This window comes from Microbacterium paraoxydans (assembly GCF_020524545.1).
In the GTDB taxonomy this organism is placed as follows: domain Bacteria; phylum Actinomycetota; class Actinomycetes; order Actinomycetales; family Microbacteriaceae; genus Microbacterium; species Microbacterium paraoxydans_C.
Genome location: NZ_JAIVLG010000004.1, coordinates 452,155 through 477,373, shown reverse-complemented (window position 1 = coordinate 477,373; position 25,219 = coordinate 452,155). Strand labels below are relative to the sequence as shown.

The 25,219-nt window shown below is 66.0% G+C and carries 25 protein-coding genes and 1 tRNA gene; 9 read left to right on the top strand and 17 right to left on the bottom strand.

Translation table 11 applies throughout. The features are described from left to right. Window positions 1-1,524 carry an apolipoprotein N-acyltransferase gene (gene lnt, locus LC041_RS11425; RefSeq protein WP_226533204.1) on the top strand — a complete coding sequence of 508 codons (1,524 nt, stop codon included), beginning with the start codon at window positions 1-3 and terminating at the stop codon, window positions 1,522-1,524. Here lnt and LC041_RS11420 read toward each other — a convergent pair. The 4 genes from LC041_RS11420 to LC041_RS11405 form a co-directional block, all read right to left on the bottom strand. After that, a complete protein-coding gene (locus LC041_RS11420) occupies window positions 1,521-1,904 on the bottom strand; it encodes an RNA polymerase-binding protein RbpA (protein ID WP_226533203.1) in 384 nt (127 codons plus the stop codon). The genes lnt and LC041_RS11420 overlap by 4 nt on opposite strands. 124 nt (window positions 1,905-2,028) lie before the next feature. Then, window positions 2,029-2,805 (bottom strand): glycerophosphodiester phosphodiesterase family protein, encoded by a 777-nt coding sequence (locus LC041_RS11415; protein WP_226533202.1) that lies wholly within the window; start codon window positions 2,803-2,805, stop codon window positions 2,029-2,031. Continuing rightward, window positions 2,802-3,731 (bottom strand): SPFH domain-containing protein, encoded by a 930-nt coding sequence (locus LC041_RS11410; protein ID WP_226533201.1) that lies wholly within the window; start codon window positions 3,729-3,731, stop codon window positions 2,802-2,804. Before LC041_RS11410 ends, LC041_RS11415 begins: the two co-directional genes overlap by 4 nt. A gap of 8 nt (window positions 3,732-3,739) precedes the next feature. Then, window positions 3,740-4,213, bottom strand: a complete 474-nt coding sequence (locus LC041_RS11405) for an NfeD family protein (RefSeq protein ID WP_226533200.1) — start codon at window positions 4,211-4,213, stop codon at window positions 3,740-3,742. Window positions 4,214-4,335: 122 nt separating this feature from the next. Between LC041_RS11405 and LC041_RS11400 the strand changes: the two genes are divergently transcribed. Continuing rightward, window positions 4,336-5,100 (top strand): SDR family oxidoreductase, encoded by a 765-nt coding sequence (locus tag LC041_RS11400; RefSeq protein ID WP_226533199.1) that lies wholly within the window; start codon window positions 4,336-4,338, stop codon window positions 5,098-5,100. 69 nt (window positions 5,101-5,169) lie between these two features. On the opposite strand, the gene LC041_RS11395 is transcribed toward LC041_RS11400, so the two are convergent. Then, on the bottom strand, window positions 5,170-5,766 hold the full coding sequence (locus LC041_RS11395) for an HdeD family acid-resistance protein (protein ID WP_226533198.1): 597 nt from the start codon (window positions 5,764-5,766) through the stop codon (window positions 5,170-5,172). Window positions 5,767-5,948: 182 nt separating this feature from the next. Between LC041_RS11395 and LC041_RS11390 the strand changes: the two genes are divergently transcribed. The 4 genes from LC041_RS11390 to LC041_RS11375 all read left to right on the top strand — a co-directional run bounded on the left by LC041_RS11390 (window position 5,949) and on the right by LC041_RS11375 (window position 9,999). Beyond that, window positions 5,949-6,347: a helix-turn-helix transcriptional regulator gene (locus tag LC041_RS11390; RefSeq protein WP_226533311.1), complete on the top strand. Its 399-nt coding sequence runs from the start codon at window positions 5,949-5,951 to the stop codon at window positions 6,345-6,347. A 5-nt stretch (window positions 6,348-6,352) separates the two neighbouring features. Then, window positions 6,353-6,763, top strand: a complete 411-nt coding sequence (locus LC041_RS11385) for a VOC family protein (RefSeq protein WP_226533197.1) — start codon at window positions 6,353-6,355, stop codon at window positions 6,761-6,763. Between the two features lie 29 nt (window positions 6,764-6,792). After that, the gene (locus LC041_RS11380) at window positions 6,793-9,147 is read left to right on the top strand and encodes an ATP-binding cassette domain-containing protein (RefSeq protein WP_226533196.1); all 2,355 of its coding nucleotides are present in this window, start codon (window positions 6,793-6,795) and stop codon (window positions 9,145-9,147) included. A gap of 429 nt (window positions 9,148-9,576) precedes the next feature. Further along, window positions 9,577-9,999 (top strand): DUF1801 domain-containing protein, encoded by a 423-nt coding sequence (locus LC041_RS11375; protein WP_226533195.1) that lies wholly within the window; start codon window positions 9,577-9,579, stop codon window positions 9,997-9,999. A 50-nt stretch (window positions 10,000-10,049) separates the two neighbouring features. Here LC041_RS11375 and LC041_RS11370 read toward each other — a convergent pair whose 3' ends face one another. Beyond that, window positions 10,050-10,418, bottom strand: a complete 369-nt coding sequence (locus tag LC041_RS11370) for a VOC family protein (RefSeq protein WP_226533194.1) — start codon at window positions 10,416-10,418, stop codon at window positions 10,050-10,052. Between the two features lie 76 nt (window positions 10,419-10,494). Between LC041_RS11370 and LC041_RS11365 the strand changes: the two genes are divergently transcribed. After that, window positions 10,495-11,820 carry an MFS transporter gene (locus tag LC041_RS11365; protein ID WP_226533193.1) on the top strand — a complete coding sequence of 442 codons (1,326 nt, stop codon included), beginning with the start codon at window positions 10,495-10,497 and terminating at the stop codon, window positions 11,818-11,820. Window positions 11,821-11,830: 10 nt separating this feature from the next. On the opposite strand, the gene LC041_RS11360 is transcribed toward LC041_RS11365, so the two are convergent. The 7 genes from LC041_RS11360 to polA all read right to left on the bottom strand — a co-directional run bounded on the left by LC041_RS11360 (window position 11,831) and on the right by polA (window position 21,125). Beyond that, window positions 11,831-12,640, bottom strand: a complete 810-nt coding sequence (locus LC041_RS11360) for an arginase family protein (RefSeq protein WP_226533192.1) — start codon at window positions 12,638-12,640, stop codon at window positions 11,831-11,833. An 89-nt stretch (window positions 12,641-12,729) separates the two neighbouring features. Beyond that, complete coding sequence (locus LC041_RS11355; RefSeq protein ID WP_226533191.1) at window positions 12,730-13,476, bottom strand: formylglycine-generating enzyme family protein; 747 nt, start codon at window positions 13,474-13,476, stop codon at window positions 12,730-12,732. A 19-nt stretch (window positions 13,477-13,495) separates the two neighbouring features. Next, on the bottom strand, window positions 13,496-14,251 hold the full coding sequence (locus LC041_RS11350; protein ID WP_226533190.1) for an SGNH/GDSL hydrolase family protein: 756 nt from the start codon (window positions 14,249-14,251) through the stop codon (window positions 13,496-13,498). 35 nt (window positions 14,252-14,286) lie between these two features. Next, window positions 14,287-15,639: an MFS transporter gene (locus LC041_RS11345; protein WP_226533189.1), complete on the bottom strand. Its 1,353-nt coding sequence runs from the start codon at window positions 15,637-15,639 to the stop codon at window positions 14,287-14,289. A gap of 47 nt (window positions 15,640-15,686) precedes the next feature. Then, entirely contained in the window at window positions 15,687-16,721 is a 1,035-nt protein-coding gene (locus LC041_RS11340; protein ID WP_226533188.1) for an LLM class flavin-dependent oxidoreductase, read from the bottom strand. Window positions 16,722-16,775: 54 nt separating this feature from the next. Beyond that, entirely contained in the window at window positions 16,776-18,452 is a 1,677-nt protein-coding gene (locus LC041_RS11335) for a DUF885 domain-containing protein (RefSeq protein ID WP_226533187.1), read from the bottom strand. Window positions 18,453-18,491: 39 nt separating this feature from the next. Next, a complete protein-coding gene (gene polA, locus LC041_RS11330) occupies window positions 18,492-21,125 on the bottom strand; it encodes a DNA polymerase I (RefSeq protein WP_226533186.1) in 2,634 nt (877 codons plus the stop codon). Window positions 21,126-21,170: 45 nt separating this feature from the next. Between polA and LC041_RS11325 the strand changes: the two genes are divergently transcribed. Then, complete coding sequence (locus LC041_RS11325; RefSeq protein ID WP_226533185.1) at window positions 21,171-21,599, top strand: hotdog fold thioesterase; 429 nt, start codon at window positions 21,171-21,173, stop codon at window positions 21,597-21,599. Here the strand turns inward: LC041_RS11325 and LC041_RS11320 are convergent. Then, complete coding sequence (locus LC041_RS11320) at window positions 21,574-22,149, bottom strand: GNAT family N-acetyltransferase (protein WP_226533184.1); 576 nt, start codon at window positions 22,147-22,149, stop codon at window positions 21,574-21,576. The two genes, LC041_RS11325 and LC041_RS11320, sit on opposite strands and share 26 nt — an antisense overlap. Before the next feature lie 2 nt (window positions 22,150-22,151). Continuing rightward, window positions 22,152-22,772 (bottom strand): ANTAR domain-containing response regulator, encoded by a 621-nt coding sequence (locus LC041_RS11315; RefSeq protein ID WP_017830602.1) that lies wholly within the window; start codon window positions 22,770-22,772, stop codon window positions 22,152-22,154. A 100-nt stretch (window positions 22,773-22,872) separates the two neighbouring features. On the opposite strand from LC041_RS11315, the gene LC041_RS11310 reads away from it, so the two are divergent. Further along, window positions 22,873-22,955: transfer RNA gene (locus LC041_RS11310), tRNA-Leu, on the top strand. Window positions 22,956-22,973: 18 nt separating this feature from the next. Here LC041_RS11310 and LC041_RS11305 read toward each other — a convergent pair. Both LC041_RS11305 and pyk read right to left on the bottom strand, forming a co-directional pair. Further along, window positions 22,974-23,504 carry an esterase/lipase family protein gene (locus LC041_RS11305; RefSeq protein WP_308012772.1) on the bottom strand — a complete coding sequence of 177 codons (531 nt, stop codon included), beginning with the start codon at window positions 23,502-23,504 and terminating at the stop codon, window positions 22,974-22,976. A gap of 241 nt (window positions 23,505-23,745) precedes the next feature. Continuing rightward, on the bottom strand, window positions 23,746-25,194 hold the full coding sequence (pyk, locus tag LC041_RS11300) for a pyruvate kinase (RefSeq protein ID WP_226533182.1): 1,449 nt from the start codon (window positions 25,192-25,194) through the stop codon (window positions 23,746-23,748). Window positions 25,195-25,219 lie beyond the last annotated feature (25 nt).

The window sequence follows — 25,219 nt, the reverse complement described above, 5'->3', positions numbered from 1 at the left end:
ATGCCCGAACGCCCCGCTCCGCAGCGCGCCCTTCTCCCGCTCTGGGCCGCGGCGCTGACGGCGGCCGCCGGAGCCGTCCTGATGAATCTGGCGTATCCGGAGGAGGCCGTCTGGGGCCTCGCCTTCCCCGCCGTAGGGCTTCTGCTCGTGTCGCTGATCGGGCGCCGCCTCGGTGGTGCTCTGCTTGTCGGACTCGTCTACGGCGTCCTCTTCTTCGCGCTGTTGGTCTCGTGGACCTCGCGCTACCTCGGCCCCCTTCCCTGGGGCGCACTCAGCGTCGTCGAAGGCGGGCTCACGGCCTTCGCCCTGGTTCCGATAGCTTTGGCCTACAGGTGGCTTCCTCGCGCGTTCCCCGGTGCCGCAGGACGCCTCCTGGGGCTTCCTGCGGTCGTCGCAGCTCTCTGGGTGGGCAGGGAGCTCTTCGTCGGCTCCTGGCCCTACGGAGGCTTCCCCTGGGCACGGATCGGCATGAGCCAGGCGGAGAGCCCGCTCGCGCCGGTGTCTTCCTGGTTGGGAGTCAGCGGGCTCAGCTTCCTGATGGTCCTGCTGGTCGCGATGCTGATCGAGGTCGTGCGGCTGGGCGTGTGGCGTCGACCGCTCCGATTGTCGGCGCCGGTCGTCGTCCTCCTGGCGTTGCTGTTCACACCGATCTTCCCGACATCCCCCTCGGGATCGATGCGGATCGCGGCGGTGCAGGGGAACGGACCGACGGGATACTTCGACGAACGCGAAGCGTTCTCCGTGATCCAGGCGCAGACCGACGCGACCGCACCCTTGTACGGCGAGGACGTCGATCTGCTCGTATGGCCGGAGGGGTCGTTGGACGCCGACCCGTTCCAGAACGACGCGATCGCCCGGAGGATGACGCTCGTCTCGAATCGGATCGACGCGCCTCTGCTCGCCAACGCGGCAACGGGTCGCGATGACGTCTATTTCAACACCTCGATGCTTTGGACTGCCGATGGCACGGCCTCGCAGTTGCACGACAAGAGACATCCCGTCCCGTTCGGCGAGTACGTGCCGGATCGAGCCTTCTTCAATGCCCTGGCGCCGGATCTGATCGGCCTCATCCAGCGGGAGTACACACCGGGATCGAATCCGCCGGTCATCGACGTGGATGGCGTCACGATCGGCCTGGCGATCTGCTTCGACGTCATCTACGACGACGTCATCTGGGAAGGGCTCAACGACGGCGCCGAAGTCCTGGTTTTCCAGACCAACAATGCCGACTTCCGTGGCACCGACGAGAACCTCCAGCAGCTGGCGTTCGCACGCATGCGCGCGATCGAAACCGGACGCAGTGTGGTGAACGTGTCGACGGTCGGTACCAGCCAGGTGATCCGCGCGGACGGCTCGACCGTCACGAGCCTGAACGCAGGAGAGGCCGGTGCGATGCTCGAAGATGTCGAGCTCCGCACCGGCCTCACGGCGGGTGTCGTCCTGGGCCCCGTGATCCAGCAGCTGCTGCTCTGGGGCGGTGTCGGCGCGCTTCTCCTCGGGTGGTGGCGCGCCAGGAGCCGTTAGGCTCCGATCTTCTCGCGGGTGGGGTCTTCTCCGGCGCCGCGTCGTGCGCGGATGAAGGCGAGGCGCTCCTCGAGGAGCTCCTCGAGTTCCGCACGCGTGCGTCGCTCCATCAGCATGTCCCAGTGGGTGCGCGCGGCCTTCTCGTCGCTGGCTTCGAGCGTCACGGCCTCGCCGTCGACGTTCAGGCGAGCCTCGGCGCCGCAGGAACGGCACTCCCAGGTCTGAGGCGGCTCGGCGTCCGCCGCGAACATCAGGTTCGTGACGTGTCCGCACGCGTCACAGGTGTAGGTGGTCTCGCGGCGCTCCATGAAAACGACGCCCTCTTCGCTCTGTAGGCTCTGGGCGCCGAGCCGGATGCCGCGCAGGCTGCGATCTGCCATTTTGTGGTCCTCTCGTCGCTGTCAGGTATAACGCTCCAGCCTGTGCGCTTCATCCACGCAGGCGACTTGACGGCGGAATTCACAGCCGAATCCCAGCGCCGGAGGTTATGGGGCGCGTCGACGCCTACTCAGGAGGAAGCGTTCGCATCGCGACATCGGCTCGGTCGGAGACGATGCCGTCCACTCCCGCCGCGACGAGTCGGAGCATGTCCGCCGGATCGTTCACGGTCCAGACGTGGATCTCGACGCCTCGTCGCCGAGCAGCGCGGAGAAGCGCGGGGGTGAGCACGGTCAGCATGCCGTGGCGCTCCGGGATCTGGAGTGCATCGATGTCCTGGAGGATGCGCCCGGGGGAGAGGCGCAGTGCGGAGAGAGCTCGGAGCGCGGCGATCGTGCGGCTTCCTCCGGAGGTGGCCGGGCGGAGCGCGGCGCCTGCCCGCAGTACGGAGGCGACAGTGTCACGGCGATTGGCGTCGGAGAAGCTCGTGACCAGTACGCGGTGGGTGTGATCGGCGAGGATCGGCCCGAGCGGCTGGACGGCGGAAGACGTCTTCACGTCGATGTTGAAACGGACCGCCGGGAAGGATGCGAGCGCCTCCGAGACCGTGAGCAGCCCGCCATGGTCGGCGAACAGTTCGCGAAGTTCGCGCGTCCGGACATCCCGGACGGCTCGTTTGTCGCCGAGGAGACGCTCGAGTGTCGAATCGTGGAACAGCACCACGTCCCGGTCGGCGGTCACCTGGCAATCGGTCTCGACGTACTCGACGCCGGCGGCATGGGCTGCGGCTATGGCCGCGGCGGAGTTCTCCCAGACGCCCGAGTCCTCGCCTGCCGCGGTGATCAGACCGCGGTGGGCGAGGACTCGGGGGCGCCGTGCCTTCGTGAAGTAAGGGTGCGTCACGCGCCCGGCAGCGTGTTGGTCGGACTCTGACCCGGCTTGGGGGTGAACGCACTGCCGATGCCCTTGAGCGCCTCGGTGAGCTCGCTGGGGATGATCCACAGCTTGTTGGACTCTCCCTCGCTGATCTTCGGCAGCATCTGCAGGTACTGATAGGCGAGCAGCTTGTCGTCGGGAGCTCCCTGATGGATGGCACTGAAGACGTTCTGGATTGCTTCGGCCTCACCCTGCGCACGGAGCACGGCAGCCTGCTTGTCGCCTTCCGCCCGGAGGATCTCGGCTTGGCGGGAGCCCTCCGCCTCGAGGATCGCCGACTGCTTGGTGCCCTCAGCGGTGAGGATCGCCGCTCGACGGTCACGCTCGGCGCGCATCTGCTTCTCCATGGAGTCCTGGATGGAGATGGGCGGGTCGATGGCCTTCAGCTCGACGCGCCCGACGCGGATGCCCCACTTGCCCGTCGCCTCGTCAAGCACGACACGCAGCTGCCCGTTGATGTTGTCGCGACTGGTGAGCGCTTCTTCGAGATTGAGTCCACCGACGACGTTTCGCAGTGTGGTCGTCGTCAGCTGCTCGACGGCGCCGAGGTAGTTGGCGATCTCGTACGTCGCAGCGCGGGCATCGGTGACCTGGAAGTACACGACGGTGTCGATCGACACCACGAGGTTGTCCTCGGTGATCACCGGCTGCGGCGGGAACGAGACGACTTGCTCGCGCATATCGATGAGGGGGCGAAGACGGTCGATGAAGGGGACCAGGATGTTCAGGCCGGGCGTGAGCGTCTTGTGGTAGCGCCCGAGGCGCTCCACCACGCCGGCAGTCGCCTGCGGAATGATGCGGATTGCTCGGGCGACAGTGACCACCACGAAGATGATCACGGCGATGGCGAGAATCCATCCGATCGCTGCGGGGATGAACGATGCGTCGTCCACGGGAGCTCCTAGTCGTTGACGGGTCGGACGATGGCGGTGGCGCCGTTGATCGCACTCACGGCGATCGGCGCCCCGGGGGGAATCGGTACCGGGGTCGAAGTCCGCGCGGTCCACGTGTCGCCGTTGGCGAGCTTGACTTGCCCGGAGATCTGCGTGATCTCGTTGAGGGCGACTCCACGCAGGTCGACGAGTGCGTCGACGTTCGACTTGGTCGGGTCTTCGCCCCGGTGCAGCCGCTTGAGCAACGGGGGTCGGAGGAACAGAATGAAGATCGCCGCGGCGGCCGCTGCGATGATCACCTGAACCCATACCGGCACGCCAAGCAGATCGGTGACGAGACCGACGACGCTGCCGAAGGCGAGCATGAGGAACGTGAAGTCCAGCGAGAGCATCTCGATGACGAGGAAGACGGCGATCAAGACCAGCCAGCCGATCCACGCCCATTGGTCGATGAACGAGACGAAAGTCGTGAAGTTGTCCATGCGGCCTCCTTTGTGGTCAACGTATCACGCGGAGGCCCGTCGATCAGGGTGCCTCGGCGCGCGCTTGATAGTGTGAGAGGGCCGTGCGATCACGGCTTTTTCACGCATCATGAGGAGTCACCGTGACCGACGTTCTTCCCGCAGGATCCCTCGAAGGCAAGGTCGCGCTTGTCACCGGCTCATCACGCGGAATCGGCGCCGACACCGTGCGCTACCTCGCCGAGGCCGGTGCGGATGTGGTCATCAACTTCCGCAACAAGGCGCCGCGGGCGGAGAAGCTCGCGGCGCAGTTGCGCGAGCTCGGGCGCCGCGCGCTCGTCGTCGGTGCGGACCTCACCGATCCCGCCTCGATCGCGGAGATGTTCGAGGCGGTCCGCGCCGAGTACGGTCGCCTCGACGTTCTGGTGCTGAACGCGTCCGGGGGCATGGAATCGGGGATGGCGGAGGACTACGCACTCACGCTGAACCGTGATGCACAGCTGAACGTGCTCGAGGCCGCGACGCCGTTGCTCGGCGACGGCGCGCGAGTGGTCTTCGTCACCAGTCACCAGGCGCATTTCATCCGCACCACCCCCACGATGCCCGAGTACGAGCCGGTCGCACTGTCGAAGCGCGCCGGGGAGGATGCGCTTCGTGAGCTCATCCCTGGCCTCGCGGAGAAGGGAATCGGGTTCACCGTCGTCTCCGGGGACATGATCGAGGGGACGATCACCGCCACCCTGTTGGAGCGGGCGAACCCCGGCGCGATCGCCGAGCGGCGGGAGTCGGCGGGCAAGCTCTACAACGTCTCCGAGTTCGCCGCCGAAGTGGCCAAGGCTACGGTCGACCCCGTTCCGGCCGACAACACACGTCTGGTCGGCGATGTGAGCGCGTTCGCAGCCGAGTGACTTCAGATCACGCCAACGGCCCCGCCCTGCTGGACGCAGGACGGGGCCGCTCTGTTCGTGACGAAGAGGTCAGCTGGCGGTGTCGCCTTGGACAGCGGCCACATACTCCTTCTCGTCCTTGCCGAGCGTGAACGCACGCACGATCTGGATGATGCCGAGAACGATCAGCGAAATGCCGAGCAGCAGCCAGAAGGCGAAACCTGCGATCAGGGGCGAGAACAGAACGATGATTCCGGCGACGATGCTCAAGAGCGCGTAGAGAACGGTCCAGACACGCGATCCATCGCTGCCCAGGAGCGTCAAGGCTACGACTCCGTCGACGATCCAGCTGATGCCGATGAAGATCACGACCACGAACGCGAGCGTGGCGGCGGCCGCGTTCAAGTTGAAGAACGCGATGATGCCGGCCGCGACGTAGAGCAGTCCGAGGACGATGTGCCCTACGCGCGCCCACCCGCCCTTGGCGCTGGAGAAGATCCCGAGACCGATATAGACCAGCCCGGCGATGACGAGGTAGGAGGCGAAGATCGCCGTCACGATGACCGCGGACTTCACCGGCCAGACGAGGAGGACGATTCCGGCGATGAGCGCGAGAACACCTGCGACTGCGAGAGAGATGCGAATCGACTTGAACAGCGACTTCGCCTCGGTGAGTGGTTCAGACATGGTGGGGGACCCCTTTCTGAGAAGATCCTGTGAGGATGCCTCCTCAGGTTAGCGCTCTCACCGCCCCAGAGGGGGAGGAGTCGCGTTCCGCGTTTCTTTCTGTCACACCACGACACGCGGGGTCGTGGCAAGATCGACTCGTGACGGGCCTGGATGACGCGCGCGTGCGTGAGCTCACGGTGATGCGAAGGGTGCGGGATCGCATCGACCGGGAGTATGCCAAGCCCCTCGATGTGGAGGCACTGGCCAGAGGCGTCCACATGTCGGCCGGCCACTTGAGCCGGTGTTTCCGGGATGCGTACGGCGAGTCCCCTTACTCGTACCTGATGACGAGACGGATCGAGCGGGCGATGGCGCTTCTGCGTCGCGGGGATCTGACGGTGACCGAGGTGTGCTTCGAAGTCGGATGCTCGTCGCTCGGCACGTTCAGCACCAGGTTCTCCGAGCTCGTCGGTGTCTCACCCCGCGTGTACCGTGAACGGGCAGCCACTGTCGAAGGGATTCCCTCGTTCCAGGCCAAGCACGTCACGCGACCGATCAGGAATCAAGAAGCGCCACGCATCGATGCCCATCTAACGTGAAGACCATGAACATCAGCATTCACTATGCCTTCCTCCCGCACACCGATGCCGATGCTGCGCTCGACTTCTACCGGGACGCACTCGGGTTCGAGGTGCGAAACGATGTCGGCTACGACGGTCTCCGCTGGCTCACGGTCGGCCCGAAAGGGCAGCCCGAGACCTCGATCGTGCTCCATCCGCCGGCAACGGATCCCGGGATCACCGACGCCGAGCGCCAGACGATCCTCGAGTTGATCGCCAAGGGCAGCTTTGCCGCTCTCACCCTCGCGAGCGATGATCTCGACGCGCTCTTCGAACGTCTCGTCGAAAGCGGGGCGGACGTCGTGCAGGAGCCCATGGACCAGCCGTACGGCGTCCGCGACTGCGCTTTCCGTGATCCGGCGGGCAACCTGCTCCGTATCAACCAGTCCGTCTGAACACTCCACCGAACCGACGAAGGACGCCGATGACCGCCGAGCACCCCGCCGATACGCACGACCTGATCCGCGTTCAGGGAGCGCGCGAGAACAACCTGAAGGATGTCAGCGTCGATATTCCCAAGCGACGCCTCACGGTGTTCACGGGTGTGTCGGGGTCCGGGAAGAGCTCCCTCGTCTTCGACACGATCGCGGCGGAGTCTCGTCGGATGATCGATGAGACGTACAGCGCGTTCGTGCAGGGGTTCATGCCGTCCGTGCCACGCCCCGATGTCGACGTCCTGGAAGGTCTGACCACGGCGATCATCGTCGATCAGGAACGACTCGGGGCGAATCCGCGCTCGACGGTCGGCACGGTCACCGACGCGAACGCGATGCTGCGCATCCTGTTCAGCAAGCTCGGACAGCCCTACATCGGGGGACCGACGGCATTCTCGTTCAACATTCCGACGCAGAAGGCCAGCGGCGTGATGACGGGACCCGGCGGCGAGAAGAAGATCGTGAAGGACGCGATCTATCTGGGCGGCATGTGTCCGCGTTGCGAGGGGAGGGGAGCGGTCTCCGATCTCGATCTCGCCCAGATCGTCGACGAATCGAAGTCGCTGGACGAAGGCGCCATCATGGTGCCCGGCTACACCGCCGACGGATGGATGGTCAAGGGCTTCTCTCAGTCCGGGTTCTACCCGTCCGACAAGCCGATCGCCGAGTTCACGGAGAAGCAAAGGCATCTCTTCCTCTACGGCGAGGTGACGAAGGTGAAGATCTCTGGGATCAACATGACCTACGAAGGTCTGATCCCGAAGATCACCAAGTCGATGCTCTCGAAGGATCTCGAGGCTCTCCAGCCGCATATCCGGGCGTTCGTCGAACGCGTCGCCACCTTTGCGGTCTGTCCGGAGTGCGACGGCACGCGACTCACGGAGGGCGCGCGCTCCTCGAAGATCGATGGTGTCAGCATCGCCGACGCGTGTCGTATGCAGGTGACGGACCTCGCCGAGTGGGTGCGAGGCCGTGACCTCCCCGGTGCGGGACCGCTGTTGCAGGCGCTCAGCGCCAACCTCGACGCTTTCGTGACGCTGGGACTGGGGTATCTCAGTCTCGAACGTCCGTCCGGCACGCTGTCCGGGGGAGAGGCGCAGCGAATCAAGATGCTGCGGCATCTCGGTTCCTCGCTCACGGATATCACCTACGTGTTCGATGAGCCGACGATCGGCCTGCACCCGCATGACATCCAGCGGATGAACGGCCTCCTGCGTCAACTGCGCGACAAAGGCAACACCGTACTCGTCGTCGAGCACAAGCCCGAGACCATCGCGATCGGCGATCACGTCGTGGATCTGGGGCCGGGAGCCGGAAGCGCGGGTGGGGAGATCTGCTATGAGGGTTCGGTCGAGGGGTTGAAAGCGAGCGGGACGAAGACCGGAGACCATCTCGAGGATCGCGCGAAGCTGAAGGACGAGGTGCGTACCGCGACGGGAATGATCGAGGTGCGCGGCGCCTCGGCGAACAACCTGCAGGATGTCGATGTCGATATCCCGACCGGAGTCCTCACGGTCGTGACCGGCGTGGCCGGTTCGGGAAAGAGCTCGCTCATCCATGGTTCCGTGTCCAATCGAGAAGGTGTCGTCGCGATCGACCAGGCCGCCATCAAGGGCTCCCGCCGAAGCAACCCCGCCACCTATACAGGCCTCCTCGAGCCGATCCGAAAGGCGTTCGCGAAAGCGAACGGTGTGAAGCCGGCTCTGTTCAGCGCGAACTCCGAAGGCGCCTGTCCGTCGTGCAAGGGTGCGGGGGTCATCATCACCGAGCTCGGCTTCATGGACACGATCGAGACGCCGTGCGAGGACTGCGGCGGCAAGCGCTTCCAGGCAGGAGTGCTGGAGTACAAGCTCGCGGGCAAGGACATCACCGAAGTGCTCGATCTGCCGGTCGCCGAAGCGCGCCTCTTCTTCGGCGACGGCGAGGCGAAGCTGCCCGCCGCAGCAGCCATCCTCGCGCGCATGGAAGACGTGGGTCTTGGCTATCTGTCACTCGGTCAACCGCTCTCGACGCTCTCGGGTGGCGAGCGCCAGCGTCTCAAGCTCGCGATCCAGATGGGGGAGAAGGGCGATGTCTACGTGCTCGACGAACCCACGACGGGTCTGCACCTCGCCGACGTGGACAAGATCCTGGGCCTGCTCGATCGACTCGTCGACGCGGGGAAGACAGTGATCGTGATCGAACACCATCAGGCGGTCATGGCACACGCGGACTGGATCATCGACATCGGCCCGGGTGCAGGCCATGACGGCGGGAAGATCGTCTTCGAAGGAGCCCCGGGTGATTTGGTATCCCAAAAGTCGACGCTCACGGGGGAGCACCTCGCGGAGTACGTCGGAGTCTGAGCAAGACGCGAACTCGGTCCGCCCGAGGCTGTGCCGCCTGTGAATCGGTGTCGGTGCCGACATGGCGCTATAGCTGCCACAGGACACTCGTGGTGAGCCAGCCATCCGGAAAAGGGTTCATCGCCATGTGGCGGCGGGCACGACGTCGTTGACCTGGTCCGGGTGGCCGAGTACGTCGTGACCACCCGGACCTTCGTGCGCAGGCGCGCAATCTGCCAAACCTCGCGTTTCATGCGTCGCGCTGCCTTCTTCACCGTGTATCTGTTCGGGGGCGAGCTCCCATGGACCGTCATCACGTTGGAAGAAGTATCCGATAATGCACATTATGTCAGGTCGAGTCAGTCCGGCCCCTTCTCCCGCTGCGGCGGATGACTCCCCCCGGCGGTGACTCCACGTGTCTCGTGATCTCGCGCCCGATAGGCTCCGATCGTGGACAGAGTGACAGATGACGTGGATGCGTTCCTCATGGCGGCGTCACGCGCCGAAGAACTCGTTCGCTTGGATGAGATCATCCGTGAAGCGCTGTCCGGTTTAGAACGTGTGCTGTGGCGAGGAAAGATGTGGGGCGGTACGGAGCAGGCGATCGTTGGCTACGGCATGATTGCTCAGCCCCGCCCTCGGGGTGGAGACGTCGACTGGTTCCTTGTAGGGCTCGCGGAGCAGAAGAACCACTTGTCGGTCTACGTGAACGCGGCCGAGAACGACGAGTACCTCGTGCGTGCGCACGCGCATCAGCTCGGGAGGGTAAAGGTCGGCGCCGCGGCGATCACCTTCCGATCCATCGACGACCTTGACCTCGCGAGGTTCCGCTCGTTGCTCCAACGGGCGCGGGAGCTCGAACTCCCCCGTTAGACGCCCCGTAGCGTCTGGGGCGCAGTGCCCTGTGCGCCTCCGCGGAGCGCCTACTGTGTGGACCAGACGCCGAGCTCGTTGCCCGTCGGGTCCGCGAAGTGGAGACGTCGTCCACCGGGGAACGCGTACGGCGCCTGGAGGATCGTGCCGCCGGCTCTCTCGATTGCAGCCTGCGTGGCGTCGAGGTCTTCGGAGTAGAGGAGCACCAGAGGACCACCGACCGGCCGCGGTTCATCCGCGAGCATCAGTCCACCGGCTTCATTGCCGTCGTCGCGCGGCGAAACGATCCCTGCGTATCCGGGGCCGTAGTCGTGGAAGCCCCATCCGAAGGCCTCACGGAAGAAGTCCTTCGACTTCTCCAGATCGGTGACGACGAGCTCGATGTAGTCGAGTGAATGGTGCAGAGGTGATCCTGTCATGACGCCACCGTAGCCACCATCACCGACAGCGCTCCGACGGCGCTGAAGCGCGACGACAGAAGAGTAGCGTGGAGGCGTGCCGCCGCTCTCCCCCTCCCCCGTATCGACGCCGGGGTTCCGCGCATGGATCATCTGGTCCGTCGGTGTCGCGGCCTATGTGCTCGCCATCACGAATCGCACATCCCTCGGCGCCGTCGGCGTCGAAGCAGCGGACCGCTTCCACGCCGACGCGTCAACGCTCGCCCTGTTCGCCGTGGTGCAGCTCGCCGTCTACGGCGGAATGCAGATTCCTGTCGGGGTGCTCCTCGATCGCTTCGGATCACGCCCGATCATGACGGTCGGAATGCTGTTGATGGCGGCTGGTCAATTGACGATGGCGCTGTCCCCGAACATCGGGATCGCGATCTTCGCTCGTGTTCTGCTCGGCGCCGGCGATGCCGCGATCTTCCCGGCCGTGCTGCGGCTCGTCGCGACCTGGTTTCCCGCGCAGCGCGGACCGCTCATGGTGCAGTTCACCGGGATCATCGGACAAGCAGGCCAGTTGGTCGCGTTGGTCCCGCTCGCGGCTCTGCTCCATGCGACGACCTGGAGCATCACATTCGGAAGCATCGCGGGACTCGGGCTCCTTTTCGCGATCCTCGTGGCGTTGGTCATCCGCAACCACCCCCCTGAGCGGGGTGCGGACGTCACGGTCAACACGGATACGGGCGTGGTCCGGGTCGTCACGTCCGCGATAGATACCGGTGTCGGCATACGCGCGGCATGGGCGCACCCCGGCACCAGACTCGCCTTCTGGTCGCATTTCACCACGCCATTCGCGGGTACAGCCTTCGTCTTGCTGTGGGGCATGCCCTTCCTCACCGCGGGCGAAGGCCTCGATACGGCGCATGCGGCCGGAATAATCTCTGTATATGTCGTTGCGGGAATGTTTCTCGGGCCGATCATCGGCGACCTGTCACGCCGGCATCCGAACCACCGCTCCCTCGCGCTCGTACTTCCCGCCGTCGGAGTGCAGATGGCTGCGTGGATCGTAGTCATCACCCTCCCCGGGTCGGCGCCTTTCTGGCTCCTCTACGCACTGGCAGTCGCTCTCGCCACCGGCGGCCCCGCTTCGATGATCGCCTTTGATCACGCGCGGACGCACAATCCGAGTCATCGTCTGAGCACCGCGACAGGAGTCACGAACGCCGGAGGCTTCATCGCGGCATTGATCGCGATCTTCCTCATCGGTCTTGCGCTCGACGTGCAGGGCGCCGGTACTCCCGAAACCTACACGCTCGAGGCCTTCCGGATCGCCTTCCTGATGCCGATCCCGCTGTGGATCATCGGGACGACCTTCATCGTGATCGAACGCAAACGCACTCGGATCCGCATGGGCCTCGACCCGGATCGCCGGCGCTGAGTCCGACTCATCACAGCAGGTGCTGGAGTGTTTCCACGATCAGCTCGACGCTGACATGCTCCGGTACGTCAGCGTCGCCGGCTTCGAACTCCGCGAGTTCGATCCCCCGCACGGAGTCCGACGGCAGAGCCGCGAAGATGGCGGCGATCTGGTGCGGCAGCAATCCTCCCCCGACACGATACGCGGCCGGGATGTAGCCGGGTTCGAGGACATCCCAGTCGACGTGGATCCACACCGGGCGTCCGGCGACCCACTCGAGGATGCGCTCGGGTGTGCTCCCCGACGGGGGGATGACGGTGACGCCGGCATCGGCGAGCAGTTGCCCCTCCGTAGCGTCGATGTCTCGGCCCCCGACCACCAGCACCTGTTTCGGGTCGAGACCGGCGCCGTGGCCGCTCTCCCAGAGGCCGCACGCGGCGGCCAAGACCATTCCCCCCAGGTATCCGGATTCGGTCGTGTCCGGGGTGTTGAAGTCGCCGTGCGCATCGATCCAGAGCACGACGGCCTCGGGATGATGCGCGGCCGCCGCCGGCAAGGTGCCGAGGCTCGCCGCGCAGGTGTTGGTGATCAGAAGCGGCGTCGTGCCCGTCGCGAGGGCATCCTTCACGGCAGTGCGCAATCCGCTCAGTGTCGCCTCCGCCGCGGGAAGCGCCACCGACCAATCGTCGATCGCGCTCGGCGACGGAGTGCCGATGATCCGCGATTCGATCGCGAGCAGCGTCGACACCGCCTCGCCCACGCGTCGCGCACCCACGAGCGCTCCGTCCGTGCGATCGGCGACGCGGCCCTGGGAGACGATGACGGAGTATGCGGATGCCATGGATCCAGTTTTCCACCCGTGTGGGCCTCGGGAGAAATCTGAGTGTGAAGATCCTCGCAGCGCCTCCCCCGGAACCCGCGAGCGACAAGTCACCGTCCTCGCGGCGTCCAACCCGAAGGGAGCGGTCCGTCCTGCACGGCGCGCTCGCGATCGGCCTGCGCCGACCAGCCCTGTGCCTGATCGACCGTGTCGAATGCTCCTCGAGCGAGCCGGAGTCCGACGTCTTCATGATGCATCCGTGGCGCTCCCCCACGGCGGACAGAGGCTCGGACGCTCCACGCATCGTCGGCGAATCCTCCACCGCGGAAGACGCGGTAGTCGTCATAGCGGGCAGGATCCAGCAGGTCCCAGCACCACTCCCACACGTTGCCGAGGGTGTCAAAGAGACCGTGGAGGTTCGGGAGCTTCCCGCCGACATCCTGCGGCGACGAGACACCGTCGGCATTCGTCCACGCCGCATCGGCGAGTGGCGCGTAGTGCAGACCGGTCGAACCTGCCCGACACGCGAACTCCCATTCCGACTCGGTGGGGAGCCGGTACCCGTCAGCAGTCGTGTCCCAGGAGACCTCCTCGCCGTCGAACAAATAGACCCTATCCAGTCCTTCCCATTCGGATGCAGCGTTGCAGAAGTGGACGGCGCGCAACCAGCTCACGTCGGATGCGGGGCGCCGCGGGTGCCGCATCGGAATGCCCATCACTTCCGTGAGCTGCGCCTCCGTCACCGGATACACACCGATCTCGAATGGTTCGAGCGTCACCTCGCGATGCTCACCGCGTCGTGCATCGTGCAGGGTCAGGACCCCGGCGGGGATCTGCGCGAGCTCTATGTCCGTCACGCCGAGTCGCTCCGCCGACTCACGAGGGAACCCGTTCGACCCAGGACGGGTATTTCGCCGTCCGACCGTCGCCGGACGAGGTGCGCGTCACTCGACGGCGCACCCAGGGGCCGACGAACTCGCGGTAGTACGCGAAACCCGATGGTCCAGCGCCCATGCAATCGCTCGGCGCCCACCAAGACTCCGGAGGCTCGAACCCGAGTGCATGGAGCACCCTGGCCGCGACGCGGTGATGGCCGGCCGCGTTCATGTGCAGCCGGTCGTCGGCCCAATAGGCGCCGCGAGACAGTTCACGATCCGGCCAGTTGAGCGCCCGGATCACGTCGGGGCGCCCTTCGATGCGCCGGAGCACCGCGTGGGAGAGCAGGTCTCCCCTGCGCTGGACGAGGGAACCCATCGGTAGCTGACCGCTCGGGTTGGCACCGGAGAGCAGGATCATGGTCACGCCCTCCTCGTCGCATCGGCGCAGCACCCGGCTGAAGGCATCGTCGATGTGCTCGACGTCCGTGCGCGGTCGCAGCATATCGTTGCCACCACCGTTGAAAGAGAGGTGGGTCGGGCGGAGCGCGAGCGCCGGCTCCAGCTGCTGTTCGACGATCGGCCAGGCCAGCTTGCCACGGATCGCGAGGTTCGCATACTGGATCGGGTGGCCGGCGGCATCAGCCCATCCTTGTGCAGCGAGGTCCGCCCAGCCGCGCTCCCGCCCATCCGGGAGGACGTCACCGACACCCTCGGTGAATGAGTCGCCGATCGCCACGAACCGAACCTCTGCCATCGTCCCAGCCTATTGCGGGTCGGCGACACCGGGTGTCAGCGGTCGTCGAGCGCCCGTCCGCGTCGATCCACGAGTCCCCAGGCAGCGGCCGCCGCTCCGAAGAAGCACGCCCCGAAGACTGCGAACAGCAGCGGCGCTCCCCCGGCGACCAGCAGCACGGGAACCGCGAGCGGCGCCACGATCGACGCGATGCGACCCACACCGGCCGCCCAGCCCGCTCCTGTGCCCCGCAACGACGTCGGGTAGATCTCGGGGGTCACCGCGTAGAGCGCACCCCACGCGCCCAGATTGAAGAAGGACAGCGCCATGCCGGCCGCGATGATCGCCCCCTCTGTCGTCGCCGTGCCGAAGATCACGGCCGAGACGGCCGAGCCGAGAAGGAACACCGACAGTGTCGACCGTCGCCCCCACACCTCGATCAGCCACGCCGCGACGGCGTACCCCGGGAGCTGGGCCAGGGTGATGATCAGGGTGAACCCGAACGAGCGCACCAGGTCGAACCCGGCATCCACCAGAATGCTCGGGATCCAGATGAAAGCTCCGTAATACGCGAAGTTCACACCCAACCACACGACCCACAGACAAAGGGTGCGCAGGCGGAACTCGGAACTCCAGAGCGTCGTCAGCCGCGCCCGTGCTGTGACCGCGATCGCACGGGAGGCAGGCTCCTTCCGGATCGCGGGGACGCCTCCCACGCCGGCGTCGGCCTCGAAGGCCGAGACGATGCGGTCCGCCTCCGCGATGCGTCCTCGCGAGGCGAGCCAGCGGGGCGACTCCGGCATGCGCCAGCGCACGAAGAGTGCGTACACCGCAGGGATGGCGCCCAGCGCGAAGGCCCAGCGCCATCCGTCATCAAAGGCCGGGATGACGAGGAAGCCGATCACCGCCGCAGCGGTCCAGCCGAGTGCCCAGAATGCCTCCAGGACAACGATCAGGCGTCCGCGGATCCGCGCCGGAGCGAACTCGCTCACGTAGGTCGACGCCACTGGCAGCTCTGCGCCGAGGCCGAGTCCCACCAGGAACCGCAGGACCAGGAGTGCCACGAGCCCTCCGACGAGCGCACTGGCTCCGGTCGCGATGCCGTATACGAGAAGCGTGAGCGCGAACACCTGCCGCCGGCCGAAACGATCGGCGAGGAGGCCGCCGAGCGTTGCACCGAGTGCCATGCCGATGAATCCGACCGAGGCGATCCAGCCGGCTTCGCTCTTGGTCAGTCCCCACTGCTGCGTGAGCGCTGCGAGAATGAAGGAGATCAGGCCGACGTCCATCGCGTCCAACGCCCAACCGACCCCTGACCCCGTCAGCAGGCGGAAGTGTCGACGTGTGAACGGCAGGACGTCCAGGCGCTCAGCCAGCGATGAGCGGCCCGGCAGGGCGGTGTTGGCCATGTCCTTCATCGTAGAGCCGAGTACCCGATGTCCTGAGCGTGATGGCGTCAGTCCTGCGCGTCGAGGATCCGCTTCACACGCGGGATCACTTCTGTCCCGTACAGCTCGATGCTGCGCATCATCGACTCGTGCGAGAGGGTGCCGGTGGCGTACTTCAGGTCGAACCGCCCGAGGCCGAGAGTGGTGACCGTCTCTGCGATCTTCGCGGCGACCCGATCCGGCGAGCCTGCGTAGATGGCTCCTTCCGGTCCGACGTCGTTCTGGAAACGGGCGCGGCTGTACGCGGGCCAGCCGCGCTCGCGGCCGATGGTGTTGTTCATCGCTTCGAACCCCGAGTAGGCGGCGTCCCAGGCCTCTGCGTCCGTCTCGGCGATATGGCCGGGCGAGTGCACGGAGACGGGGTGCGAGGTGGTTCCGAACGACGTCACGGAGCGATGGTAGAGGTCGACGAACGGCTTGAATCGCGCCGCCGGCCCGCCGATGATCGCGAGCATCAGACCGAGACCGTGACGGGCGACCCGCACGACGGATTCGGGGCTTCCGCCCACGCCCACCCAGGTGCGAAGGCCCTTCTCGGTCTTGGGGAACACGTTCGCGTTCTCCAGGGAAGCGCGCATGGTGCCCGACCACGTCACGGGCTTCTCCTTGAGGAGCTCGACGAACAACTCGAGCTTCTGCTCGAACAGTGCGTCGTAGTCCCGCAGGTCGTAGCCGAAGAGCGGGAAAGACTCGATGAACGACCCTCGACCGAGGACGACCTCTGCCCGGCCGTTCGAGAGAGCGTCCAACGTCGAGAAGCGCTCGAACACGCGGACGGGGTCATCGGACGACAGGACGGTCACCGCCGTGCCGAGACGAATGCGCTCTGTGCGGGCCGCGATCGCAGCCAGCACCATCTCCGGCGCGGACACCGCGAACTCCTCGCGGTGGTGCTCCCCCACCCCGAAGAAGTCCACTCCGACTGTGTCAGCGAGCTCCGCCTGCTCCACGACGTTGCGGATCGTCTGCGCCCCGGTGAGAAGCTCCCCGTCCGCGTTCCGCGTGATGTCGCCGAAGGTGTCCAGTCCGAATTCGATGCCCATGTCATCCCTTTCTATTCAGGTGAATGAACACTCTCCGGCTGCACCGCATTCCCGTCAGTGTGGGAGCAGAGCACTGCGCAGCGTGTCGAGGCCGACGCCACCGAGGTCGAGGGCCTTCTTGTGGAACTCCTTGAACGAGAAGGCCTCCCCCTCAGCGGTGCGGACGCCGTCACGCACCTGCTCCCAGATGCGCTGACCGACCTTGTACGACGGTGCCTGGCCCGGCCAACCCAAGTAGCGGTTCACCTCGAACTGCACGAACTGATCTGACATGTTCACGTTCTGGCGCATGAAGTCGAGCGCGTACTCCGCGTCCCACACACCGGTGCCGTCGAGACGCGGCTTGCCCAGGTGCACACCGATGTCGAGGACCACGCGGGCTGCCCGCATCCGCTGTCCGTCGAGCATGCCGAGCCGGTCGGCAGGGTCGTCGAGGTAGCCGAGCTGCTCCATCAGGCGCTCAGCGTACAGAGCCCAACCCTCGGCATGGCCCGAGGTACCTGCGAGCAGACGGCGCCACGAGTTGAGCTCGGCCCGGTTGTACACCGCCTGTGCGATCTGCAGATGGTGACCCGGCACGCCCTCGTGGAAGACCGTGGTGAGCTCCCGCCAGGTGTCGAACTCGGTGACCCCCTCGGGCACGGACCACCACATGCGTCCAGGACGAGAGAAGTCGTCGGTCGGGCCGGTGTAGTAGATCCCGCCCTCCTGCGTGGGGGCGATCATGCACTCGAGCGTGCGGATGGCTTCAGGAATATCGAAGTGCGAGACACCGAGTTCCGCGACCGCACGGTCACTCGTCTCCTGCATCCACCTCTGGAGAGCATCGGTGCCGACGAGCTTGCGAGCCGGGTCGGCTTCCAGATGCGCGACCGCTTCCTCGACGGACGCACCGGGAAGGATCTCGTTCGCGATCGCTGTCTGCTCTTCGACCATGCGCGCGAGCTCTTCGCGGCCCCACTCGTAGGTCTCGTCCAGGTCGATGGTCGCCCCGAGGAAGCGACGCGAGTTGAGCGCGTAGAGGTCACGACCCACCGCGTCCCCGTCGCCTGCAGCGGGAGCAAGCTCCTCCGCGAGGAAACGGCGCAGCTCGTCGTAGGCGACGCGCGCGGCCGCCGAGTTGTCGGCGAGGGTGCGAGCGAGAGAAGCCGGCAGCTGGCCTTCCTCGGGGTCCGCGTTCGCGACGAAGGCGGCGAAGAAGCCGTCATCGGCTGTGTAGCGGCCGATCTGCGTCGCCACCTCGGTCACCTGCCGGCGCGCCGGGACGATGCCTTCCGCGATACCCGTTCTGAGGGTCTCGACGTAACCGCGGAGGGCATCGGGCACGGCTGCGAGGCGGGTCGCGATCACGTCCCAGTCCTGCACCGTCGCGGTGGGCATGAGATCGAATGCCGCGCGCACATCCTGCGCGGCAGAGGCGATCACATTGAGATCGCGCAGGTGCCACTTCGCGTCGTGCAGCTCGAGGTCGAGCCGGAGTTCGGCGCCGAGGTCGGTCTTCGTCACCTCGTCGATCGCGTCCACAGGCTCGAGTGTCGAGAGCTTGTCCAACGTCGCGCGCGTCGCCGCGGCGATCTCTTCGTGCCCCGCAGGACTCAGGTCGCCGAAGCGGTCGTTCACCTCGTCACGCCCGATGTAGGTGCCGAGAGTGGGTGCCAGAACCGCGATCGTGTCGACCCATTCATCGGCGACGGCGTCGATGGCGGAAGGGGTGCGGGGAGCTGAAGTCATAACTGCCAGCCTAGCCCCGGCCCGTTCCCATGGCTGAGGTCAGTGCGCGGCTTCGTTCCAATCACGGCCGCGCCCGACCTGAACGTCGAGCGGCACCGAGAGTTGCGCTGCATCGCCCATCCGCGCGCGCACGATCTGCTCCGTGGCGTCCCACTCCCCCGGGGCCACCTCGACGACGAGTTCGTCATGGATCTGAAGCAGCACGCGCGAGGAGAGCTGCTGGGAGCGAAGGTCATCGTGGATGTGGAGCAGCGCGATCTTCATGATGTCGGCTGCGCTCCCCTGGATCGGCGCGTTGAGAGCGGCACGTTCGGCGTTCTCCCGAAGAACGCGATTGGGGCTTGCGAGATCAGGGAACGGCCGACGACGACCGAAGATCGTCTCGGTGTAGCCGACCTCTTTCGCCTTCATGACCGAGGCGCGCAGGTAGTCGCGAACCGCACCGAATCGTGCGAAGTACTCCACCATCAGCTGCTTGGCCTCGGACTGCTCGATGCGCAACTGCTTGGAGAGACCGAACGCCGACAGCCCGTAGACGAGACCGTAGGACATCGCCTTCACCTTTGTGCGCATCGCTGACGACACCTCGCTCGGCTCCACCCCGAACACGCGCGCTCCGACGAACCGGTGCAGGTCTTCGCCGCTGTTGAACGCCTCGATCAGCCCCTCGTCGCCGGAGAGGTGGGCCATGATCCGCATCTCGATCTGTGAGTAGTCGGCTGTCAAGAGAGCCTCATACCCCTGGCCGACTTCGAACGCGCTGCGGATACGGCGTGACTCCTCCGTGCGCACCGGGATGTTCTGCAGATTGGGATCAGTGCTGGAGAGTCGTCCGGTCTGGCTCCCCGTCTGCACATACGTCGTGTGCACACGGTGATCGTCGCCGATCGCGGTGTCGAGGGACTCGATGATCTGACGAAGCTTGGTGGCCTCACGGTGCTGCAGCAACAGGCTGAGGAACGGGTGCGGGTTGCTCTCCTGGAGGTCTGCCAGCACGGCGGCGTCGGTCGAGTAGCCGGTCTTGGTCTTGCGCGTCTTCGGCAGCTGCAGGTCGTCGAACAGGACCTCCTGCAGCTGCTTGGGCGAGCCGAGGTTGAACTCGCGACCGACGACCGAGAACGCCTCCTGCGCAAGGCCCTCGGCGCGGGCGGCGAGCTCTCCGGAGAACGTGGACAGCACCTCGTGTGAGACCGCGACGCCTGCGACCTCCATGTCGGCGAGTGTGAGCAGGGTCGGCAGCTCGATGTCGACCAGGACAGCGGCGACCGACTCGGGGATGTCTTCGCGCAGCGCATCGGCGACGCGCAACGCGAACCAGGCCTCCTGAGACGGCGTGGCTCCCTCGGTCTCCGGCACCAGCTGGGACGGGTCGGCTTCGGGCAGCTTTTCGCCCAGATAGCGCTCGACCAGATCCGAGAGGGTCTTGTCCGGGAAGCTCGGTCGCAGCAGCCAGCCGGCCAGGCTCGTGTCGTAGGCAAGGCCACGGAGACGGATTCCCTGTCGGATCAGAGCCTTGACCTGGGGCTTCGCGTCGTGCAGGACCTTCGGCGCGTCGGATTCGATCCATTCGCGCAGCCCGTCTACGGGTTCCTCCGTCCACTCCGATTCGCGGAGGTCGGTGAGGGTGGCGGCCCCGATCCGCGTGGGGACACCACCCTGAGTCATGATTCGAAGGGAGACACCACCCTCCTGTGCGGCTGCCCAGGCTGCCAGCTCGGCGGGCGTCACCTCGACGGGTGCGGGTACGACGACGACCGATGCCGGGTCGTCGGCCACCTCTCCGGCTCCGACGGCCTCGAACACCCGCGGCAGCAGCGTGCGGAACTCGAGCCGGGCGAAGATGTCGCGCACAGCCTGCGCGTCGATCGGTACCACCGCCAGGTCGGAAGGCCCCACCGGGAGTTCGACGTCGGTGAGGAGTCGGTTCAGCTTGCGGTTCCGACGGACATCGTCGATGTGGTCGCGCAGGTTGCCGCCGACCACTCCCTTGATCTCATCGGCGCGGGCGATCAGCTCATCGAGCGATCCGAACTGCGTGAGCCACTTGACCGCCGTCTTCTCTCCGACCTTCGGCACGCCGGGGAGGTTGTCGCTGGTCTCGCCGACCAGGGCCGCGATGTCGGGGTACTGTTCGGGACGGACTCCATAACGCTCCTGCACGGTCGTCGGGTCGTAGCGCTTGAGTTGCGAGACACCCTGCACCGAGGGGTAGAGCAGCGTTACGTCGTCGTTCACGAGCTGGATGGTGTCGCGGTCTCCAGAGACGACGAGCACATCGAAGCCCTGCTCGACGCCCTGGGAGGCGAGCGTCGCGAGGATGTCGTCGGCTTCGATCCCCTCCTTCGTCAGAACCGGAATGGACATGGCGGTGAGGCAGTCCTGCAGGAGAGGGATCTGACCCTTGAACTCCTGCGGCGACTCGGAGCGCGTGGCTTTGTACTCCGGGTACTCCTCGGTGCGGAACGAATGACGCGAGGTGTCGAAGGCGATCGCGAGGTGCGTCGGCTGCTCGGCCTTGATGAGGTTCACCAGCATCGACAGGAAGCCGTAGATGCCGTTGGTGTGCTGATTGTCCTTGGTGGTGAAGTTGTCGACCGGGAGCGCGAAGAAGGCGCGGTAGGCGAGCGAGTGGCCGTCGACGACCATGAGGGTAGGCTTTGCGGAGTCCGTCACCCTGTCAGCCTAACGAGGAGGACAGACACCCGCTGAGGAGGATGCATGAGCGACGTCGCGACGAGCGAGGGACTCGACTGGGCCACGGCCCGCGGAATGGGCGCCCTGGCCGAGAAGATGGGCATGGAGTTCGTCGAGTTCACCATCGACCGTTGTGTGGCGACCATGCCCGTCGAAGGCAACACCCAGCCCGTCGGACTCATGCACGGCGGTGCCTATGTGGTGCTCGGGGAGTCCCTCGGATCGATGGCGGCGAATCTCCACGCCGGCGTCGGCCGACTCGCCGTCGGCGTCGACATCAACGCGACGCACACCCGATCGGCGACGTCGGGCGTCGTCACGGGGGTCTGCACACCGGTGCACCTGGGGCGCAGCATCACCGTGCACGAGATCGTCGTCACCGATGATCAGGGCCGCCGCTGCTCCACGATCCGCATCACCAACATGATCAAGGACCTTCCCGCCGCGAGCTGAGCGGTTCCTCGAGCAGTCGCTGGAAGAGAACGTGGTCCTGCCACTCCCCCGCGATGCGGAGGTACTTCGGTGCCATCCCGATGCGCTCGAAGCCGTTGCCGAGCAGGACCCGCTGGGAGCCGAGATTGTGGAGCAGGGTGGCCGCCTGGAGCCGGTGAAGGCGCAGCTGCGTGCGTGAGTACTCCGCGAGCTGAGCCACGGCGCGGCCGGCGAGCCCGCGACGCAGCCGTTTGGCATCGACCCAGTAGCCGAGGTCGGCGCTCCAGAACGCACCCCGGACGATGTTGTTGATGTTCATCCGGCCGCGGATCTCCCCGTCCTCGGATTCGATGACGAAACGGATGCTGCGACCGGCGTCCGCGTCCTCGACGCACTGTCGCGCATGCTGCTCCTGCGCGGCGACGGTGAAGAACGCTTCCGATCGCGTCGGCTCCCACGGCGCCAGGTGCTCGCGGTTCACGAGATACGCGCGCGCGAGCGCAGGCCCATCCCCCACCTGCACCGGACGCAGGATGTGCTCGGCGTCGAGCCGGATCGCGCCGGCGGCCACCGCTACTTCTTGGGGGCGAGCTGTTCGATGATCGCCTTGGCGACGTCTTGCATCGTCAGTCGGCGGTCCATGGACGCCTTCTGAATCCAGCGGAAGGCCTCGGGTTCGCTCAGGCCCATCTTCTCGTTGAGCAGGCCCTTGGCTCGGTCGACGAGCTTGCGGGTCTCGAAGCGCTCGACCATGTCGGCGACCTCGGCCTCGAGCGTGATGATCTGCTCGTGGCGGGCCAGCGCGATCTCGATCGCGGGCAGCAGGTCGTTCGGGGTGAAGGGCTTCACGACATACGCGAGAGCACCGGCCTCGCTCGCCCGTTCGACCAGTTCCTTCTGGCTGAAAGCCGTGAGCAGGACGACCGGCGCGATGTTGCCCTTGTGCAGCTTCTCCGCGGCGCTGATGCCGTCGAGCTGAGGCATCTTGACGTCCATGATGACGAGGTCCGGGCGGAGCTCTGTCGCCAGCGCGACCGCGGTCTCTCCGTCCCCTGCCTCGCCCACGACGTCGAAGCCGTTGTCACGAAGGATCTCGACGATGTCGAGACGGATCAGCGACTCGTCTTCAGCGACGACGACGCGTCGGGGTGCGGATGACGTGGGCTGCTCAGCCTGCTCTTCTTGCTCTGTCACACCACCATCCTAGTAGAGAGCCCCTGTTCGCAGGCCTCAGGCTGCCGGTGCGGAGAATCCGAGTCCCGCCCTGCGCTAAAGTCGTAGACGCGACACACGAGCCGGCGTGGCGGAATGGCAGACGCGGAGCACTCAAAATGCTTTGTCCGAGAGGGCGTGTGGGTTCGAGTCCCACCGCCGGCACCGTTTGATCGAGATCTCTCAGGAGGGCTGCTCGGCGAGCACTGCCAGCTCGGCGAGCACCCGCGGATGCGCCAGTATCCGGAAATGACCTCCGGTGTCGAGGCGGACGTTCTTCGCGCCGACGAGCTCACTCCCTTCCGGGATGTGAGGGTCGAACTCGGCGAAGATCGACACGATCCGATCGTTGACCGACCGTCGCTGTGCGAGGCTCACGATGCCCGGGGCGTCCGGAGCGAACTCGCGCAGGGTCCGCGAGAGCATCAGCCGGGCATAGCTCGAACCGCCGAACGGCGTCGCGATCGCGAGCATCGAGCGCACACGACCGGCCGCAGGCCCCGTCATGACCAGCTTCCCGGCGAGCCCGCCCTTGCTGTGGGCGACCAGGATCACGTCGGTGAGGTCCTGGGATTCCAGGAAGTCGCTGACGCTCCGCGCCATGTCCACGACCGGTCTTCGATTGCGATGGAGGGTGTCGACGACCTGGACCGGATGGCCTCGATCGTGCATCGCTGTCACGAGCGGTTGCAGGAACTTCCAGGTCTCGTACACGCCCGGGAGAACGACGATCCTTGCAGCGGTTCCGGAGGCGAAAGACGCTGGATCCGTCCGATCGAACATCGCGCGCAACTGCCAGAGCCCCGCGTACGCGTAATCGGCGCACCACCATCCCGCCTTCGTCAGCGCGCCGATGACGTGCTCCTCGGAAGACGATACCGGCCCATGAGGGAAAACTACCGGATCGCACGACAGAGGGGGCGAAGCCGAAGCTCCGCCCCCTCGATGCGCTGTGTCAGACGCCGGCCTTGTAGATCGGCGCGGCCCCGCGGATCGCATCGCCGACCTTGTGCACGCGAAGGTCGTTCGTGGAACCGACGATTCCGGGAGGGGAACCGGAGATCACGACGACCTTGTCCCCCTCTTGAGCGAGCCCGTTGCCGAGCAGATATTCGTCCACCTGGTGATACATCAGATCGGTGTGCTGAACCATGTCGACCAGGGTGGAGCGGATCCCCCAGGTCAAAGCCATGCGGCGACGGATCCCCGGCTCCGGGGTGAACGCGATCATCGGGATGCGTGAGCGCAGACGCGAGAGACGACGAGCGGAGTCCCCAGACTGGGTGAACACGCAGAGGAACTTCGCCTCGACGAACTCCGCGACCTCGAGAGCGGCGAGAGTGATCGCACCACCCTGTGTGCGGGGCTTGGTCGTCAGCGGCAGGATGCGCTCGAGGCCGTGCTCCTCCGTGGAGGCGATGATCCGCGCCATGGTCTCGACCACCACGACCGGATAGTCGCCCACACTCGTCTCGCCCGAGAGCATGACCGCGTCCGCGCCGTCGAGGACGGCGTTGGCGACGTCCGAGGTCTCGGCACGCGTCGGGACGGGGCTGCTGATCATCGACTCGAGCATCTGCGTCGCGACGATCACGGGCTTCGCCATCCGGCGGGCGATCTCGACAGCACGCTTCTGGACGATCGGCACCGCTTCGAGAGGAAGCTCGACACCGAGATCGCCGCGGGCGACCATGATCGCGTCGAACGCATCGACGATCTCTTCGAGGGCATCGACGGCCTGCGGCTTCTCGACCTTGGCGATCACGGGGACCTTGACGCCCTCCTCAGCCATGATCTCGTGCACGCGGGTCACGTCGGCCGCATTGCGGACGAACGACAGCGCGATCAGGTCGGCGCCGATGCGCAGGCCCCAACGCAGGTCGTCTTCGTCCTTCTCGCTGAGAGCGGGAACGTTGACGGCGACGCCGGGAAGGTTGATGCCCTTGTTGTTGGAGACAGCACCGGCGACGATGACCTTGGTGGTCACCGTGACACCGTCGCTCTCGACGACCTCGACACGGACCTTGCCGTCGTCGATCAGCAGGAAGTCACCCGGCTTGACGTCCTGCGGGAGACCCTTGAAGGTCGTTCCGCAGATGTCCTTGTTACCGATGATGTCTTCGGTCGTGATCTTGAAGATGTCGCCCTTGGCGAGCTCGTACGGCCCGTCCTCGAACTTCCCGAGACGGATCTTCGGTCCCTGCAGGTCGACGAGGATCGCGACGGCACGACCGGCATCCTCTGCGGCGCGACGTACGTTCGCGTAGTTGTTCTCGTGGACCGAGTAGTCGCCGTGGCTGAGGTTCAGTCGCGCGACGTCCACCCCCGCATCGATCAGTGCGCGCACCGTCTCATACGTGGAAGTTGCGGGGCCCAAGGTGGCGACGATTTTCGCGCGTCTCAACAGATACTCCAGGGTAGAAATGGGG